The sequence below is a fragment of the Pseudomonas putida genome (genome assembly GCF_002025705.1).
In the GTDB taxonomy this organism is placed as follows: Bacteria; Pseudomonadota; Gammaproteobacteria; order Pseudomonadales; family Pseudomonadaceae; genus Aquipseudomonas; species Aquipseudomonas putida_J.
In genome coordinates this window covers 2121647-2137823 of the sequence record NZ_CP018846.1, presented here as the reverse complement: position 1 = coordinate 2137823, position 16177 = coordinate 2121647, and the positions used below count along the sequence as shown (strand labels likewise).

Here is a 16177-nt window from a genome sequence, read left to right as displayed (position 1 = left end):
AGTCCTTTAACAACACTTGAGTCAGCAACGCAGATCCTGTGGGAGCGGGCTTGCCCGCGAAGCATTCGACGCGGTGAATGGCACCGGCTTCGCCGGTGTTCGCGGGCAAGCCCGCTCCCACAAGTCCCTGCTATTCATCTGAAATTGGTGATACTGGTCAGATCGCGATTTTCCAGAGGCGGGTTTCGTCGAACAGGTCGAAGGCTTCGTGTTCCAGGTCCAGCGGTGGCACCACCAGGGCGGCGCCGCTGCCGGGCAGGCGTGGTACCGCGCCAAGCAGCCGTTGGGTGTATGCGTGGGCCGGGCGCTCGAACAATTGCTCGACCGGCGCCTGCTCCACCACCTGGCCGTGGCGCATCACCAGCACATCGTCGCTGACATGGCGGATCACCCCCAGGTCGTGGGAAATGAACAGGTAGGCCAGGCCCAGCTCGTCCTGCAGATCAGTCAGCAGATCGAGCACCTGGGCCTGTACCGACACGTCCAGGGCCGAAACCGGTTCATCGCAGATGATCACCTTCGGCTCGCTGGCAATCGCCCGGGCGATCGCCACTCGCTGACGCTGGCCGCCAGACAGTTGCAATGGCCGGCGCTGGGCCAGCTCCACCGGCAAGCGCACCTGGCCCAGCAGCACGGCAATCCGCGCCGGCCGGGCCGCCGCTTCGATACCGGCCACCTGCAAGGCATCATCAAGAATTTGCGCCACGCTCCAGCGCGGGTCGAACGAGCCCAGCGGGTCCTGGTAGATCACGCTGATCTCGCGGCGCAATGGCCGGCGCACTGCTTCGCTTACGGCATTGGCCGGGCGGTTCCAAGGCTGGCCGCGGTACAGCACTTCACCCTGGTCAGGCTGCAACAGGCCGAGGGCAATGCGCGCCACCGTGGTCTTGCCCGAGCCGGATTCGCCAACGATGCCCAAGGTGCGCCCGGCGCGCAGGGTGAAGTCGACACCTTGCAGCACCTGGCGACCCAGCCCGTCCGGGCCGAGATAGCGCTTGCCCAGGCCACGCCCTTCCAGCAGTACATCACTGTGAGCGTGTGCACGCGGCTCACGGCGCACACCTGCCCGCTCTGGTGACAGCCGGCTGCCGCGCGGGTGCTCGGCGGGCACCGCGGCCAGCAGGGCCCGGGTGTAGGGGTGGCGCGGCTGGCGCAGCACCTGCTGCATCGGCCCCTGCTCCACCACTTCGCCGTGGCGCAGCACCACCACGTCGTCGGCCAGTTGCGCAACCACCGCCAGGTCGTGGCTGATGATCAGCAGCGAGGCGCCGCGGGCCTTGATCTGCTGGAACACCTCGAGGATCTGCGCCTGCACCGTGGCGTCCAGGGCAGTGGTCGGCTCGTCGGCGATCACCAGTGCAGGGTCCAGGGCCAGGGCACTGGCGATCAATGCGCGCTGACGCAAGCCACCGGACAATTGCCCGGGCCGCTGGCGAGCGCGCAGCTCGACGTCGGGCACACCTACCCGCTCAAGCAGCTCATGCACCCGCGCAGCACGTGACTGGCGGTCGCCGTAGCGGTGAGTCTGCAGCACTTCGAGCACTTCCTTGCCTACCGGCCGCAACGGGTCGAGCGACACCAGCGCATCCTGCAGCACGAAGCCGATGTCCTTGCCGCGTACTTCGCGCCACTGGCGTTCGCCTAGGTCGAGCAGGTCATGCCCGGCAAAACTCAGCTGGCGGGCGCTCACTTGCGCCTTGGCGCCGGCCAGGCCAACCAGGCTGCGGGCACTGACACTCTTGCCCGAACCGGACTCGCCGACCAACGCCACACAGCGCCCAGCCGGCAAGGTAAAGGACAGGTCGCGCACCACACTATGGCCCGCAAAGGCCACGCTCAGGCCTTCGACGATCAAGGTCTTGTCGTTCATGGCAGGCGGCCCTCCAGGCGTTGTTGGATGTAGCGGCCAGTCACTGTCGTGGCCAAGGTAGTAAGGACGATGAACAGGCCGGGGAAGAAGGTCAGCCACCAGGCATTGGCGATGAAGCCGCGGCCCATGGACAACATGGTCCCCCACTCCGGCGCAGGGGGCCTGGCGCCCAAGCCGAGGAAGCTCAGCGCCGAAGCCCATACGATGGCTTGGCCCACGCCCATGGTCAGTGTCACCACCAATGGCCGCATCGCGTTTGGCAGCAACTGGCGCAGTACGATGCGCGAGGTCGGGTGCCCCAATGCCCGCGCCGCCTCGATGTAACCGGCGTTGCGCACTGCCAGCACCTGGCCGCGCACCATGCGCGCATAACCCGGCGCACCACCCAACCCGGTGGCGACGATCAACGGGCCGACGCCACTGCCGAACACCGCCACGAACAACAGCGCCAGCACCAGGCTGGGGAAGGCGAACAGCACCTCCAGCAACCAGCCCAGCGCGCGGTCCACCCGCGCGCCGCCAAGGCCGCTGAGCAAACCGAGGGTGATGGCAATGGCCATGGCAATGGCGGTGGCCGCCACGCCGATCAGCAGGCTCTGCCGCGCGCCGTGGATGATCCGCGCAAAGATGTCCCGGCCCGACTGGTCGGTACCCAGCCAGTGCGCCCAGCTGGGCGGCTGGAACGCATCACGGGGGACGATGGCCAGCGGGTCGATGCGTGTGAACAGCCCGGGCGCCAGCGCGGCCAGAATCAAAGCCGACAGAAACAGGATCGCCAGGCTGGCGCCCAGTGGCGGCAGCGTCCATTGGCGTTGGCGATGCAATGGTGCGAGGGTTCGTTCAAGGGTCAGGTCAGTCATGCTGCAGCCTCCTGTTGCCGTGGGTCGATCCACTGGTACAGCAGGTCGACCAGAATGTTCGCCAGTACATAACCGGCCGCCACCACCAGGCTGATGCCGATCACCAGTGGCATGTCCTGGGCCTGCACCGCCTGGTACAGCTGGCGGCCGATGCCCTTGCGCGAGAAGATCACCTCGCACACCACCGCACCGCTTATCAACGCGCCGATGGCCCAGCCCGACAGCGAAACGCCAGGCAGCAAGGCGTGGCGCAGGGCATGGCGAAAACGCACGGCCAGGTCGCTGAGCCCCCGTGTGCGAGCCGTGAGCACAAAGGGTTGTTCGAGAGTCAGCTCAAGGGATTCGCGAGTGACCTGGGCAATGAAGCCGGCCAACGGAATCGCCAGCGAGAACGCCGGCAGCACCAGGCTGGCAAAGCTGTCGCTACCGGCAGGCGGGAACCAGCGCAGGCCGAAGGCGAACACGGCCAGCAGCACCACGCCGAGCCAGAAGTGCGGCAAGGCCGCGCTGAGGGTTTCGGCCAGCGACGCGATGCCGCCCACCACCCGGCCACGCCCGGCCGTGACCACCGTCAGCAGCAGGACCAGCAGCCAGGCCAGTGCCAACGCGGCGATGGTCAGCTCCAGCGTTGCCCCACCCTGTTCGACCAGCACGCGGGTGACCGGCAGGTGCTGCGAGTAGGACACACCCAGGTCACCGTGCAGCAGGCGCCCGATGTAGAACACGTATTGCACCGCCAATGGCTGGTCGAGGCCGAACTCGACGCGGGCGGCCTCGATCGCTTCCGGCGTCGGGTTGGCGCTGGGGCCACCGAGAATCGCCAGCACCGGGTCACCTGGCATCAGGCGCAGGGCAAAGAACGTCAGGGTCGCCACCGCCCACAGCACCAGCACGCCGCCGCCCAGCCGGATGGCAGCGCGCCGGCCCAGGGCAGCCAGGCGTTCGCGACGCGGGTCGGTTATCGCCAGTGTCGTCGTACTCATTTGTTCACCCATGCGTCATAGAGGTAGGTCACCGCCAGCGAAGGCTCCAGACGCACACCGTGGGCGGTTTTGTAGATGCCCAGGCGCGTGCTTTGCGGGTAGGTGGTGAGTTGCAGGTAGCGCGCGGCGGCCTGTTGCTGCGCCTTGAAGTAGTGCTGGCGGCGCTGGTCGGCGTCCTGGGTGGCCAGGGCGCTGTCGAGTAACGCGTCGTAGCCGGGGTCGGCGTAGCCGGAGGAGTTCTGGTGGTAGCCGCCGACCCCGGCCGGTTGCACGAATGCGCTGGTGAAGATGATGCGCAGCACGTCGGGGGTGTTGGTATTCCAGTAGCCGATGCGGATGTCGTAGTCCCAGGCGGCCTGGCGAGCGGTGACCTGGGCGTCGCTCATCTGGTCGAGCACCAGCTCCAGGCCGGCCTGGCGGGTGGTGGCCTGCACCTGCTCCCACAGGGTCAGTTCCGACGGTGGCGTGCGCGCACCGATCAGCACGACGGCGCGCAACCGCTGGCCGTTCTTTGTGCGGTAGCCCTCGCTGTCGCGGCCAGTCCAGCCGGCTTCGTCGAGCAGCCTGGCGGCGCGGGCCGGGTCGTAGTCCTGGTTGTGTTCGAAGTCGCCACTGTAGAACGGCGTGGCCATGCTCAGCGGGCCACCGGCGCGGGGGAACTCGCCGAAGTAGACACTTTTGAGCGCACCCTCGACATCGGCGCTACGCACGAAGGCCTCACGCACGCGGATGTCGTCGAACGGCGCCCGGCGCAGGTTGAAGGTACCGTTGGTGGGGTTGCCCGGGCGCTGGGCGATGATCAGGTCGACGTCGGGGTTGCGCCGTGCCGCCTCGTGGGACTCTGGCGGCAGCGCTTCGATCACGTCGACCTCACCGGCCTGCAGCGAGGCAAAGCGCACCGAGGGTTCCTGGATGAACTTCCAGACGATGCGTTCGAGGTAGGCCGGGCCTTGATGCTGCGCAGTCGGCGGCGCCCAGTTGTAGTCCGGGTTGCGCACCAGTTCCACCTGGTTCTGCCGGTCCCAGCGCACCACCTTGAACGGCCCGCTGCCCACCGGGCTTTCGCAGTTTTCGTCGCGGCTGCGCTGCAGCGCGGTGGGTGACTGGATGCCGAGAAAGCCCTGGGCGAGGACTTCGAGGAACGCGGCGTATGGCGTCGCCAAGGTGACCTCGGCGGTGTAGGGATCAAGCACCTTGGTGCCGCGGTACTGGCGGATATAACCCCCTGCGGTGCTGGACTGGGTCTTGGGGTTGGCCATGTGGTCGAGGTTGGCCTTGACCGCTTCGGCATTGAATGGGGTGCCGTCGGTGAAGTGCACGTCGCGGCGCAGGTGGAAGGTGTAACGCAGGCCGTCTGGGGAGACGTCCCAGCGGCTGGCAAGCCAGGGGCCGATCTGGCCTTGGCTGTCCATCGAAACCAGCGAGTCGAGATACTGCTGGGCCACGAACACCTGGGGCATGTCGCCTGCCACGTGGGGGTCCAGGCAGGTGGGCTCGCGGTCGGTAGCGTAGACCAGGGTGCCGCCCTGCTGTGGCGTTGTGCTTTGCGCGCTGTGCTGCCCGGCTTTTTCGCAGCCGAGCAAGGCCAGTGCGGTGCAGAGCGGTATCAGAGGGAGGATGGGTGTGTTCAAGGGCGCTCCTGCGGGGACTGGGCTGTGAAAGGCCTGTTGCAGGAGTTGTGCCGGGTTCAAGGGGTTGATTTTGCTGGGGTTTGGGGGCGATTTGGTGCTGGGGCGGGGGCAAAATGTCTGGGGGGTGTTTGGGGGGCAACAGTGTTCGTCGATAGCGAGGTTGCGCCTATGAGATCGAGCGCCGCCCTCGCGGCGCATCGCGGATGAATCCGCTCCTACATTTGTTGCAACGTGGCCATGCCAGTGAGGCCATGGTTGTCAGCCGGTTTGTACGGCTCAAGTCATGCACCAGGGCTGGCGCCCATGGCGTAACAGGTTCGGCACGTTGCAACAAATGTAGGAGCGGATTCATCCGCGATGCGCCGCGCGGGCGGCGCTCGATCTGATAGGCGCAACCCCTCTTGCGTCGAACATCACAGACACATCTGCAAACCATACTGCACCTGAACCTACTCCCACCAAACTAGGCTGAAAGGGAAGACACACGTTCATGGATAACCAACATGCCCCCACAAAAAGGTTGCCTGCTACGCCGAGGCAGATGTTCAGAGCCCGGCAGGCTCTACCTGCTCACAACCGTCACGCAGAACCGCCACCCCCTGTTCCTGGATTTGCTACGCGCTCGAACCGTAATCAGGCACCTGCGTCTTGCTGATCAGGAGAACAGCTGTCACTCACTGGCATGGGTGGTAATGCCTGACCATATACATTGGCTGATCGAACTCAAAGAGATAACCCTGAGCACACTGATGCGCCGTTTCAAAGCAAGGTCGAGCCACGAATTGCGTAAGGCAGGAACCATTGCGGCCCCGGTCTGGCAAGACGGATATCACGACCGGGCCTTACGCAGGGAAGATGATGTGGTAAAGGCCGCAAGATACATTGTTGCCAACCCCATCAGAGCAGGCCTGGTAAGCAGAATCGGGGACTATCCACATTGGGATGCAATCTGGATCTGATCACCAAAGGCTGACAACCAGGACCTGACAGGTTCGGCACGCTGCAACATACAAGGAGCGGATTCATCCGCGATGCGCCGCGCGGGCGGCGCTCGATCTCACAGGCAAGGAATGCCGGGTTCGATGCGAAACAGCGGGTGGGCCTGATTTTCACCTTGGAAGAACGTTGTCTTGCCGACGGTGCATTGGGTGTCGTCTGTGGTCATTGGTCAATCTCCCTGAGAATTCTCGAATGCCTGGGCGGGCCTCATCGCGGATAAATCCGCTCCTACAAGAACCACACAACCTGTAGGAGCGGATTTATCCGCGATTGGCCAGCCCGGCCAGCACATCACTCAAGCCTCAGTGCAACGTCCGAGGCCCACTGGGCATCTGTACCTGGATTAACGCGGATTCGAGCAAAGCCCGCAGCGCCTCCATCTCATGCATCGAGGCCATCATCAGAATCGACGCCGGCGACTTGGGCTGCAGCAGCAATGCCTGATGCACCACAGTCGCCGCGCACAGGGCGTAGTCCGTGGCCTGGATGAGGGTGTCTTCTAGGGAATGAATATCGTGGGGTGGATCGGGGACAATCTTCAACATCGCATGGTCCTTTTGAGGGCGCTTCCCCCTGAATGCTGTCAAACACTCGGGTGGCAGCTGTACATGGGTTGACAGACCGGCGGACTATGCAAGTTCCGGCGCACGCAAGCGTGCCCCACGTACAGCCGCCATATCAGGCGAGCCACATGCATAATACCGTTACGACCTGTCAAAGCCGTGTCGCTGATGAGCAGCGACAGGCCGAGACTAGAGCCCTACCAGAGCAACCGCAACGGAAAATGCGGGGGAAGAGTATCTTTGGGAAATGGACTACAAGAAAGCGGTTAAATCTGATTTTTTACTGCCTGCATTGGCGCTTTCGCGGGCAAGCCCGGGAAAACGCCGGCACAGGTTTACACTGCAATCCGCTCAAACCACCTAGGTCGCGCCGCCGGCAGATGCGGCACCGCATCGAGCAAGGCTCGGGTGTAGGGATGACGTGGCTGCCCGAGCACCTGCGCCACCGGCCCTTGCTCCACCACACGGCCCGCTTGCATCACCAGCACCTGATCGCTTACTTGCTCAACCACGCCAAGGTCATGGGAAATGAAAAGGCAAGCCAGGTTCAACTCCGCCTTGAGCTCCGCCAGCAATGCCAGGATCCGCGCCTGCACCGACACGTCCAGCGCCGAAACCGGCTCATCCAGCACCAAGACCTTGGGTTTCATGGCCAGCGCCCGGGCAATCGCGATGCGCTGGCGTTGCCCGCCAGACAACTCCAGCGGGCGACGGTCCAGCAGCCCCACCGGTAACTGCACCCGCTCCAGCAACGCAGCCGCCTCGGTACGCTGCAAGCCACGCGGTACACCGGCCTGGGCCAGCGCTTCGGCCAGCACACGCAACACGGTATAACGCGGGTCGAACGAGGCCAACGGGTCCTGGAACACCACCTGAATCCCCTTCCGGGCCTGGCGCTGCTGTGCGGTGGTAAGTGCCAGCCAGTCCTGCCCGGCCAACTGCACACTGCCCTGCTCCGGTCGCTCCAGGCCCAGCAGGATGCGGCCCAGCGTGCTCTTGCCAGAGCCGGATTCGCCGACCACACCAAGGGTCTGCCCGGCGCGCAGTTGCAGGGACACATCGCTCAGCACCTCACGCGGCTTGCCGTCCGGCCCGACGAAAGCCTTGCTCAGGCCGCGTGCTTCCAGCACCAAGGGTTGCTCGTCCACGGTGTCCTCCACCAGCGCCAGCGCCGGCACCAGCGGACGCTGAAAATGCACCGCCCGCGCTGCGCTCAGCAGGCGTTGGGTATAAGGGTCCTGCGGGTCCTGCAGGATCTGCTCGACACTGCCCTGCTCCACCACCACACCATGGCGCATCACCGCCACCCAGTCAGCCAGGCGTGCAACCACCCCCAGGTCGTGGCTGACCATCAGTAGGCTGTTGTCGCGCGCGCGCAATTGCTCCAGCAGGTCAAGGATCTGCGCCTGTACCGTGGCATCAAGCGCGGTGGTGGGCTCGTCGGCGATCAGCAGGCGCGGCTGGCAGGCGATGGCCGAGGCAATCAGCGCGCGCTGGCGCAGGCCCCCGGACAACTGCCACGGGTATTGCCGGGCACGGACTTCGGGCTCCGGCACGCCAACCTCGCGCAGCAGTTCGAGCACCCGCAAGCGACGCTGCTCGGCACCCAGGTCGGTGTGCAACAGCAGCGGCTCTTCGATCTCGGCACCCACGCGCCGCAGCGGATCGAGCGAGCCCAGGGCATCTTGCATGACGAAGCCGATACGCCCACCTCGCAAACGCTGCCAGTCGTTTTCGCCGAGTTGACGCAAGTCCTGCTCGGCAAAGGCCAGGCGCTGTGCCTGCACTTGAGCGCCGCGCCCGGTGAGGCCGACCAGGGTACGCGCCGTGACGCTCTTGCCCGAGCCCGATTCGCCCACCAGCGCCAGGCATTGCCCGGCATGCAGTTGCAGGTCGACGCCGTGCACCACCGGCACACCGTTGAAGCTCACGCGCAGGCCGCGGATGTCCACCAGGGGTGCCGGGTGCTTTTCGAAGATGCTCATGGGGTTCTGCCCTCGCTACGGCGCAGCCAGTCGCGGCCGATGACGGTGATGGAAATGACGGTCAGGGTGATCGCCAATGCCGGCCAGGCCATCAGCCAGGGTGCATTGGCCATGAAGTTGCGCGCCACCGCCATCATCGCGCCCCATTCGGGCGCCGGCGGAGGTGCGCCGAAGCCGAGGAAGCTCAGCGCGGCGGCGGCGGTAATGGCCCCGCCCAAGCCGATGCAGGCCAGGATCAGCACGGGTTGCACGGCGTTGGGCAGCACGTGGGCCAGCACCACAGCCGAGCGTTTGCGGCCCAGCGTCACGGCAGCTTCGACGAAGCCGGCGTGGCGGATGGTCAGGGCCTGGGCGCGGACCAGGCGGGCGTAGCGTGGGACCGAGGCGATGCCGACGGCGAGGATCAGGTTGCTGGTGCCCTGGCCGAACAGGGTAATGATGACCAGCGCCAGCAGCAGGTCGGGGAAGGCCAGCAGGACATCGACGCCACGCATCAGCAGGTTGTCCAGCCAGGCCGGGGCCAGGCCTGCGACCAGGCCGAGCGAAGTGCCCAGGCCGAGGCCGACCAGGGTGGCGGCAAGGCCGATGTAGAGCGATGGACGGGCGCCGTGGATCAGCCGGCTGAGGACGTCGCGGCCGTTTTCGTCGGTGCCGAGCCAGAAGTTGGTATTGGGCGGGAGGTAGGCCAGGCGCGCATCGGCGGCCAAGGGGTCGGTTGGGGAGAGCCAACCAGGGAAGGCTACTGCCAGCAGGAGCAGGGCCAGGATGGACCAGGCCAGCATCAAGCCGGGGCGAACCTGCCACCGCCTGGTCACTGTGGTCGGTGTCAATGCAATCGCGTTCATGTCTGTCCTTTCTTTATCGCCTGTGCTGGCCTCTTCGCGGCTAAAGCCGCTCCTACAGGGGCTGCACAAAACCTGTAGGAGCGGCTTTAGCCGCGAACAAGGGCGAAGCCCTTGCCATGCGGGCTACGGCGCCGGGTTGGGAATACGGCGGTGCACGGCCTGGATCTCAGCCAGCACTTCATCGCTGAGCTGCACCTCCAAAGCACCGAGGTTCTCCTGCAACTGCAGCAAGGTGGTCTGCCCGGTGATCGCACTGGCCACGAACGGCTGGCGGATCACGAAGGCCAAGGCCAACTGCGCCGGCGTCAGCCCATGCTCCCGGGCAATCTGCACATAGCTGCCAATGGCACTGTTGGCCTCGTCACTGCCATAGCGGTTGAACGTGCGATACACCGACGACAACCGCGAACCCTCCGGCCTGGCCCCGTTCAGGTACTTGCCGGTCAACGCCCCGAATGCCAGCGGCGAATAGGCCAGCAGGCTGACGCCGTCGCGGTGGCTGAACTCTGACAGCCCGTTCTCGTACAGGCGGTTGAGCAGGCTGTACGGGTTCTGGATGCTGGCAATACGCGCCAGGCCCTGGTCTTCGCTGTGCCGCAGAAACTGCGCCACCCCCCATGGGGTTTCGTTGGACACGCCGATATGGCGCACCTTGCCGGCCTTGACCTGCTCGTCGAGCACCGCGAGGGTTTCTGCAATGGCGGCGGTTTGCGGGTGGTCATCGACGTAGGGGTATTCGCGGATGCCGAAGAAGTTGCTGCTGCGGTCGGGCCAATGCAGCTGGTAGAGGTCCAGGTAGTCGGTGTTCAGCCGGCGCAGGCTGCCTTCCAGGGCGGCGACAATGTTCTTGCGGTCGTGGTGCGACAGGCCATCGCGGATGTGCGCCTGGCCACCCGGGTCACGGGCCGGGCCGGCGATCTTGCTGGCGAGGATGAGCTTGTCGCGGTTGCTGCGGGCTTTGATCCAGCTGCCGATGAAGCGCTCGGTGGTGGTCCAGGTTTCGGCGCGGGTGGGTGTGGGGTACATCTCGGCGGTGTCGATGAAGTTGATGCCGGCAGCGATGGCAGCGTCCAGTTGCTGGTGGGCGTCCTGTTCGCTGTTCTGGTGGCCCCAGGTCATGGTGCCGAGGCTGAGCAGGCTGACCTTAAGGTCGGTGTGGCCTAGTGGGCGGTAGCGCATGGTGCGACTCCTTGGGTTGCAAACTGGTTTTCGGCCTTGGGCAAGCCCAGGTGCTCGCGCAGGGTGGTGCCGGTGTATTCGGTGCGGAACAGCCCGCGCTTCTGCAGCAACGGCACCACCTCCTCGACGAACACCCGTGCACCGGACGGGAACATGTCGGGCATGATGTTGAAGCCATCCCCCGCCCCCGCCAGGAACCACTCGGCCAGGGTGTCGGCGACCTGCTCCGGTGTGCCGACGGCCAACCGATGCCCCACCAGAATCCGCCGCGACAGCTGGCGGATGGTCAGGTTCTCGCTGCGTGCCAGGTTCAACTGGGCTTCGAGAAAACCATGGGACCCCCGCTCGAAGTCCGCCACCGCGCCAATCCGTTCCCAGGGCAACGGCGCGTCCGGGTCCAGCTCGCGGGCATCGATGCCGATGCGCCCCGCCACCTGCTGCAGCAGGCCATGCTCGCCATGCCAGGCATTGAGCTGGTCAAAACGTGCATGGGCCTCGGCCTCGGTACTGCCGATCACGGTCGACAGGCCCGGCATGATCTTCAGGTGCTGCGGGTTGCGCCCCCAGGCCTTGGCGCGCGCTTTCATCTCCTGGTAAAACGCCTGGCCGTCGGCCAAGGTGGTCTGGGTGGTGAAGATTGCGTCGGCATAGCGTGAACCCAGTGCCTTGCCGCCTTCGGAGGAACCGGCTTGCACCAGCACCGGCCGCCCTTGGGGCGAGCGCGGCAGGTTCAGCGGGCCCTTTACCTGAAAGTGCTTGCCCTGGAAGTCCAGGGTGTGAACCTTGCGCGGGTCGGCGAAGCGGCCCGCGGCGCGGTCACCGATGACTGCGTCATCTTCCCAGCTGTCCCACAGTTTCAGGGTCACATCGACGAACTCCTCGGCACGCCCATAGCGGTCGACATGCAGCGGCGCGCCTGCCAGGCCGAAGTTCTGCGCCGCCGCGTCACCGGCATTGGTGACCACGTTCCAGGCTGCACGGCCGCCGCTGATATGGTCCAGCGAGGCGATGCGCCGGGCCAGGTTGAACGGTTCGTTGTAGGTGCTGGAACAGGTGGCGATCACGCCGATGCGCTCGGTGGCGGCGGCTACGGCGGTGAGCAGCACGGTTGGCTCCAGGCGCCCGCCGGGTTGGGCGGACACATCCGGCGGCAGCGCCGGGCCATCGGCGAGGAAGATCGCGTCCAGGCAACCGCGCTCGGAAATGCGCGCGATGTCGCGGTAGTAGTTGACGTCGATATAGGCATCGAGCGCCGCCTCGCCCTGGCGCCAGGCGCCGGAGTGCGAACCGAAGCCCAGGATGTTCATGCCCAGGCTCATCTGTTTGGTGGTCATGGGGTTCTCCTGTTCAGACCGCGCTGGCTTCGTCGCCGCTGCCTTGCCCTTGGCTGGCAGCAGCATGGCGGGCACGCCAGGCCTGAGCCGGGCTGATGCCGTTGAGGTAATAGTCGCCCAGCGCCTGCTCGCGGTAGATCGCCGGGTTATGCGAGGCCAGGGTGCGCGCGTTGCGCCAGTGGCGATCGAGGCGCCGGGCATTGCTGGTGGCCGAGGCGCCGCCGACCTCGAACAGCAAGGAGCACGCTTGCAGCACCTGCGGCAGAACGATCTGCTGAGCCTGGAACGCGTGGATTTCGGCGTCGGTGTAAAGCTGCTCAGGCACCTCGCCTTGCTGCCCCGCTTCGAACACCGTCTGCAGGCTCTGGCCCACGGCAGTCACCTGGGCCTCGGCGGCGAACGCCAGGCTCGACAGCCGGCCGATCACTGCCTGCACCAGCGGGTCGGCGGCCGGTTGCGACTGCCCCGGCACACCAAAGGCGCGGGTGCGGCCCTGGACGAAGGCCACGGCGTCGGCCAGCACCGCACGGCTGATGCCCGCCAGCGTTGCCAAATGCACCGCCTGGTAGAACGCAGTCAGGTAGGACTCGGCGCGCAACTCGCCCTTGGCGAAACGCCGCAGCAGATGCTGCGGTTGCACCTTCACCTGGGTGAAGCGCGTGGTACCGCTGCCGGTCAGGCGCTGGCCGAAGCCGTCCCAGTCATCGACCCGCTCCACGCCCGCCGCCCGGGTCGGCACCGCCAGGCTGATGAAGTCGTCGCCGTGGTTGGCCACCGCCGCGACCCAGTCGGCGTAGAGAGTGCCAGTGCAGTAGTACTTCTCACCGTCCAGGCGGTAACCGCCCTCGCCTTCACTGAGCTGCACGGTATTGCCGGTGCTGTCGGTGCGCTCGGCCATGGCCGCGCCCCACAGCTCACCGGCGACCACGCGGGCGAACCAGTAATCCTGGGACGCAGCGTCTTTGGACGACAGGCGCCCTTCGACAAAACCGAAGTGGGCGCGGAAGATCTGCGGCAGGTTGGAGTCGGCCTGCCCCAGGCGTACCAGTTGGCGCAGCAGTTGCGCCAAGGTCGCGCCAAGGCCGCCGTGGCTGCGCGGCACGCGCAGGGCGCCAAGGCCGGCTTCGCGCAGCCAGGCCACCGGTTCATGGGCCAGGGTGCGCTGCTGCTCGCGGGCCACCGCGCCTTCGGCGATGCGCGCGTACAACGGCGCAAAGCGCTCATCCAGTTCGGCATCGGTAATCGGGGTTTGACTCATGACGGTTCCTTTCTCGTGAATTCAGGGGCGCGCGGTGCGCGGGTCGATGGCGTGGGTCGCCAGGTCCACCAGCAGGTTGACCAGCACGTAGATGGCCGCTGCCAGCAGGGTCACACCGAGCACCAGCGGCACATCCTTGGTGGCGGTGGCGTCGAGCATCAGGCGGCCGATGCCTTGCCGGCCAAACAGCAGTTCGAGCACCACGGCCCCGCCGAGCAGGCTGGCGAACACGTAGCCGGCCAGGGTCACCAGTGGCACCAGGGCGTGGCGCAAGGCATGGCGCAGGCGCACCGCGGTATCGCCCATGCCGCGGGCGCGGGCCTGGGTAATGAAAGGTTGCTCCAGCACCTGCTCCAGCGACTGGCGCAGCACCTGGGCCAGCACCGCCGCGATCGGCAGCGCCAGGGCCAGGCTGGGCAGCAGCAGCGAGCGCCAGCCGCTGGAACCGGACGGCGGCAAAACATGGAAGTAGAAGGCGAAAGCCAGCAGCAGCACCGTGCCGATCACGAAGTTGGGCGCCGAGGACAGCACCAGTTCGATGCCCGACACCAGCGCCCGCAGGCGTCGCCCACGGTTGGCGGTGAGCAGCGCCGAGGCCAGCGCCAGCAGCACGGCCAGCACGGCCGCGCTGCTGGCCAGGGCCAGGGTCGCGCCGGCCTGCTCGGCAATCGCCTGGCCGACCGGAATGCGCAACCGGTACGACTCGCCCAGCTCACCCTGGGCCAGGCGCAGCAGGTAATGGCCGTACTGCACCCAAAGCGGCTGATCGAGGCCATATTCGGCACGCACCTGGGCCAGCATTGCTGCGCTTGGCATGGCGTCCGGGCCACCGAGAATGGCCAGGGCGGTGTCGCCACCGCTGTGCTGCATGCCGAGGAAGGTCAGGCTGGCCGCCGCCCACAACACGATCACGCCGTCGCGCAGGCGACGCAGCAAGGTCAGTAGCAGGTTCATGGTTGCTCCTTTTGCTGTGCTCGAGCGTCCAGCCACACGCTGGTGAACAGCGGAACGTTGTGCGAGCCGTCGAACAGCACGCCGCCAAGCACATTGCGGTAGGCCAGCAGCATCTGGCTTTCCACCGAGGGCACCGCCGGCACGGTCTCGCCCAGGCGTTGCTGGGCCTGGCGATACAGCGTGCGGCGTTGCGCCGGGTCGGTGCTGCGGCGGGCTTCGCCGAGCAATTGGTCAAGGCTGGCATCACGGAAGTGGCCAACGTTCTGGCCGATCATCCTGGCGCTAGGGATCGACTGGCTGTGGTAGAGGATGTACAGGCCGTCGGCGGTGTTGGTGTGCCAGTAGCCGCCGCCGAGGGCGTCGAAGTTGCCGAGGTAGCGCAGCTCCATGACCTTGCTGATCGGCAGCAGCTCGATGCGCAGGTCGAAGCCGACCTTGCGCAGGTCCGCCTGGGCGGCCACCGAGACATTGGCCGGGAACGCCGGGTTGTCGTAGGTCAGCAAGGTCGCCCCGAGGCGCTGGCCGTTGCGCGTGCGATAGCCCTCGGCATCACGCCCGCTCCAGCCGGCGGCATCGAGCAGCCGCGCCGCTGCTGCCGGGTCGAAGGCCAGCGCATCGCGCGCCACCGGGTCGTAGCCGGGGGTGTTCACCGCAAGAAAGTCACCCTTGGCCAGGTACTCGCCGAAACCGGAGATCCACGCCAGGCCGTCGCGGTCGATGGCCTTGGCCACCGCCTGGCGCACCCGCACGTCATCGAACGGCACGCGCTCGACATTGAAGGTGATGCTGCGCGCCGGGTTACCTTTGCGGATGCGGTTGCGCAAGGTCAGCTGCGGGTTGGCGCGGATCGCCGTTGCGTTCTGTGCCGGGGCGTCCAGGGCCATGTCGTTGTCGCCGGCTTCCAGCGAGGTATAGCGGATCATCGCTTCGGGCACGTAGCTCAGCTCGATGCCGTCGAGGTAGGCTTCACCTTGGTGGTTGATCGCCGCAGGCGCCCAGTTGTAGCCCGGGCGGCGGGTGAAACTGGCGCGCTGGTCACGCACCCATCCGGTCAACACGAACGGCCCGGTGCCGATCGGCTGGCTGGCGATGGTCGCGGGCGCCTCGCTGATCTGCCGCGGCGAGATCATCCCCAGCCAGGCTTGCGAGAGCACATCGAGAAACGGCGCATAGGGCGCGCTCAAGGTGGCCTCGAAGGTGAAAGCATCGACCACCCTGCCGCGCAGGTAGGGCGCGATGTAGGCAGCGGCCAGCGGCGACTTGGTCTTCGGGTCGCGCATGTGTTCGAGGTTGACCCGCACCGCTTCGGCGTCGAAGCGTTCGCCGTCGCTGAAGGTGACGTCGTCACGCAGGTGGAAGGTGTAGGTCAGGCCGTCGGCGCTGATCTCCCAGCTTTTGGCCAGCCACGGCGTCAGGGTGCCATCCTCGGCCTGGTAGACCAGGCAGTCGAAGAGAATGCGCCCCATCCACTGCATGTTGCCGTTGGACAACGCGTGGATATCGAAGCTGCCGGCGTCGGTCGCAGCCGACACGCGCAAGGTGCCGCCGCGCTGGCCAGCCTGCTGCTCGACGAAGTCGCTGGCCGGGTAGCGCATCACGCCATTCACTTCACTGACCGCTTCGCCTTTCAGGGTGCCCTGGGTGGGTGGTGGCGTGGCGGGTGAACAGGCGGCAACTAACAGCGCACTGGCCAACAGGCATAACTTGAATAATCGG

The 16177-nt window shown here is 66.2% G+C and carries 13 protein-coding genes; 1 reads left to right on the top strand and 12 read right to left on the bottom strand.

Annotated elements, in window-relative coordinates; genetic code table 11:
• Positions 1 to 157 precede the first annotated feature (157 nt).
• From BUQ73_RS09725 to BUQ73_RS09710, 4 genes are read right to left on the bottom strand one after another with little or no spacing between them, the layout of a single operon-like run.
• Entirely contained in the window at positions 158 to 1870 is a 1713-nt protein-coding gene (locus tag BUQ73_RS09725) for a dipeptide ABC transporter ATP-binding protein (protein ID WP_079227645.1), read from the bottom strand.
• Entirely contained in the window at positions 1867 to 2730 is an 864-nt protein-coding gene (locus BUQ73_RS09720) for an ABC transporter permease (protein WP_079227644.1), read from the bottom strand. The genes BUQ73_RS09725 and BUQ73_RS09720 overlap by 4 nt, the downstream gene beginning before the upstream one ends.
• On the bottom strand, positions 2727 to 3713 hold the full coding sequence (locus BUQ73_RS09715) for an ABC transporter permease (RefSeq protein ID WP_079230519.1): 987 nt from the start codon (positions 3711 to 3713) through the stop codon (positions 2727 to 2729). The genes BUQ73_RS09720 and BUQ73_RS09715 overlap by 4 nt, the downstream gene beginning before the upstream one ends.
• The gene (locus BUQ73_RS09710; protein ID WP_416171821.1) at positions 3710 to 5302 is read right to left on the bottom strand and encodes an ABC transporter substrate-binding protein; all 1593 of its coding nucleotides are present in this window, start codon (positions 5300 to 5302) and stop codon (positions 3710 to 3712) included. The genes BUQ73_RS09715 and BUQ73_RS09710 overlap by 4 nt, the downstream gene beginning before the upstream one ends.
• Positions 5303 to 5847: 545 nt before the next feature.
• Between BUQ73_RS09710 and BUQ73_RS09705 the strand changes: the two genes are divergently transcribed.
• On the top strand, positions 5848 to 6303 hold the full coding sequence (locus tag BUQ73_RS09705) for an REP-associated tyrosine transposase (RefSeq protein ID WP_079227642.1): 456 nt from the start codon (positions 5848 to 5850) through the stop codon (positions 6301 to 6303).
• A gap of 342 nt (positions 6304 to 6645) precedes the next feature.
• On the opposite strand, the gene BUQ73_RS09700 is transcribed toward BUQ73_RS09705, so the two are convergent.
• From BUQ73_RS09700 to BUQ73_RS09665, 8 genes are all read right to left on the bottom strand, one after another.
• Positions 6646 to 6888 carry a hypothetical protein gene (locus BUQ73_RS09700; protein WP_079227641.1) on the bottom strand — a complete coding sequence of 81 codons (243 nt, stop codon included), beginning with the start codon at positions 6886 to 6888 and terminating at the stop codon, positions 6646 to 6648.
• 353 nt (positions 6889 to 7241) lie between these two features.
• The gene (locus BUQ73_RS09695; protein WP_079227640.1) at positions 7242 to 8891 is read right to left on the bottom strand and encodes a dipeptide ABC transporter ATP-binding protein; all 1650 of its coding nucleotides are present in this window, start codon (positions 8889 to 8891) and stop codon (positions 7242 to 7244) included.
• A complete protein-coding gene (locus tag BUQ73_RS09690; protein ID WP_079227639.1) occupies positions 8888 to 9736 on the bottom strand; it encodes an ABC transporter permease in 849 nt (282 codons plus the stop codon). The genes BUQ73_RS09695 and BUQ73_RS09690 overlap by 4 nt, the downstream gene beginning before the upstream one ends.
• A 123-nt stretch (positions 9737 to 9859) precedes the next feature.
• Complete coding sequence (locus tag BUQ73_RS09685) at positions 9860 to 10915, bottom strand: NADP(H)-dependent aldo-keto reductase (RefSeq protein ID WP_079227638.1); 1056 nt, start codon at positions 10913 to 10915, stop codon at positions 9860 to 9862.
• The gene (locus BUQ73_RS09680; RefSeq protein WP_079227637.1) at positions 10897 to 12249 is read right to left on the bottom strand and encodes an LLM class flavin-dependent oxidoreductase; all 1353 of its coding nucleotides are present in this window, start codon (positions 12247 to 12249) and stop codon (positions 10897 to 10899) included. Before BUQ73_RS09680 ends, BUQ73_RS09685 begins: the two co-directional genes overlap by 19 nt.
• Before the next feature lie 13 nt (positions 12250 to 12262).
• Complete coding sequence (locus BUQ73_RS09675; RefSeq protein ID WP_079227636.1) at positions 12263 to 13507, bottom strand: acyl-CoA dehydrogenase family protein; 1245 nt, start codon at positions 13505 to 13507, stop codon at positions 12263 to 12265.
• A 21-nt stretch (positions 13508 to 13528) separates the two neighbouring features.
• Positions 13529 to 14461: an ABC transporter permease gene (locus BUQ73_RS09670; RefSeq protein WP_079227635.1), complete on the bottom strand. Its 933-nt coding sequence runs from the start codon at positions 14459 to 14461 to the stop codon at positions 13529 to 13531.
• Positions 14458 to 16155, bottom strand: coding sequence for an ABC transporter substrate-binding protein (locus BUQ73_RS09665; protein ID WP_322114588.1), 1698 nt, complete (start codon positions 16153 to 16155; stop codon positions 14458 to 14460). The genes BUQ73_RS09670 and BUQ73_RS09665 overlap by 4 nt, the downstream gene beginning before the upstream one ends.
• Positions 16156 to 16177: the final 22 nt, after the last annotated feature.

Coding starts and splice junctions, on each gene's coding strand:
- BUQ73_RS09725 (WP_079227645.1), bottom strand. CDS start 1,870: ATGAACGACAAGACCTTGATCGTCGAAGGCCTGAGCGTGGCCTTTGCG.
- BUQ73_RS09720 (WP_079227644.1), bottom strand. CDS start 2,730: ATGACTGACCTGACCCTTGAACGAACCCTCGCACCATTGCATCGCCAA.
- BUQ73_RS09715 (WP_079230519.1), bottom strand. CDS start 3,713: ATGAGTACGACGACACTGGCGATAACCGACCCGCGTCGCGAACGCCTG.
- BUQ73_RS09705 (WP_079227642.1), top strand. CDS start 5,848: ATGCCCCCACAAAAAGGTTGCCTGCTACGCCGAGGCAGATGTTCAGAG.
- BUQ73_RS09700 (WP_079227641.1), bottom strand. CDS start 6,888: ATGTTGAAGATTGTCCCCGATCCACCCCACGATATTCATTCCCTAGAA.
- BUQ73_RS09695 (WP_079227640.1), bottom strand. CDS start 8,891: ATGAGCATCTTCGAAAAGCACCCGGCACCCCTGGTGGACATCCGCGGC.
- BUQ73_RS09690 (WP_079227639.1), bottom strand. CDS start 9,736: ATGAACGCGATTGCATTGACACCGACCACAGTGACCAGGCGGTGGCAG.
- BUQ73_RS09685 (WP_079227638.1), bottom strand. CDS start 10,915: ATGCGCTACCGCCCACTAGGCCACACCGACCTTAAGGTCAGCCTGCTC.
- BUQ73_RS09680 (WP_079227637.1), bottom strand. CDS start 12,249: ATGACCACCAAACAGATGAGCCTGGGCATGAACATCCTGGGCTTCGGT.
- BUQ73_RS09675 (WP_079227636.1), bottom strand. CDS start 13,507: ATGAGTCAAACCCCGATTACCGATGCCGAACTGGATGAGCGCTTTGCG.
- BUQ73_RS09670 (WP_079227635.1), bottom strand. CDS start 14,461: ATGAACCTGCTACTGACCTTGCTGCGTCGCCTGCGCGACGGCGTGATC.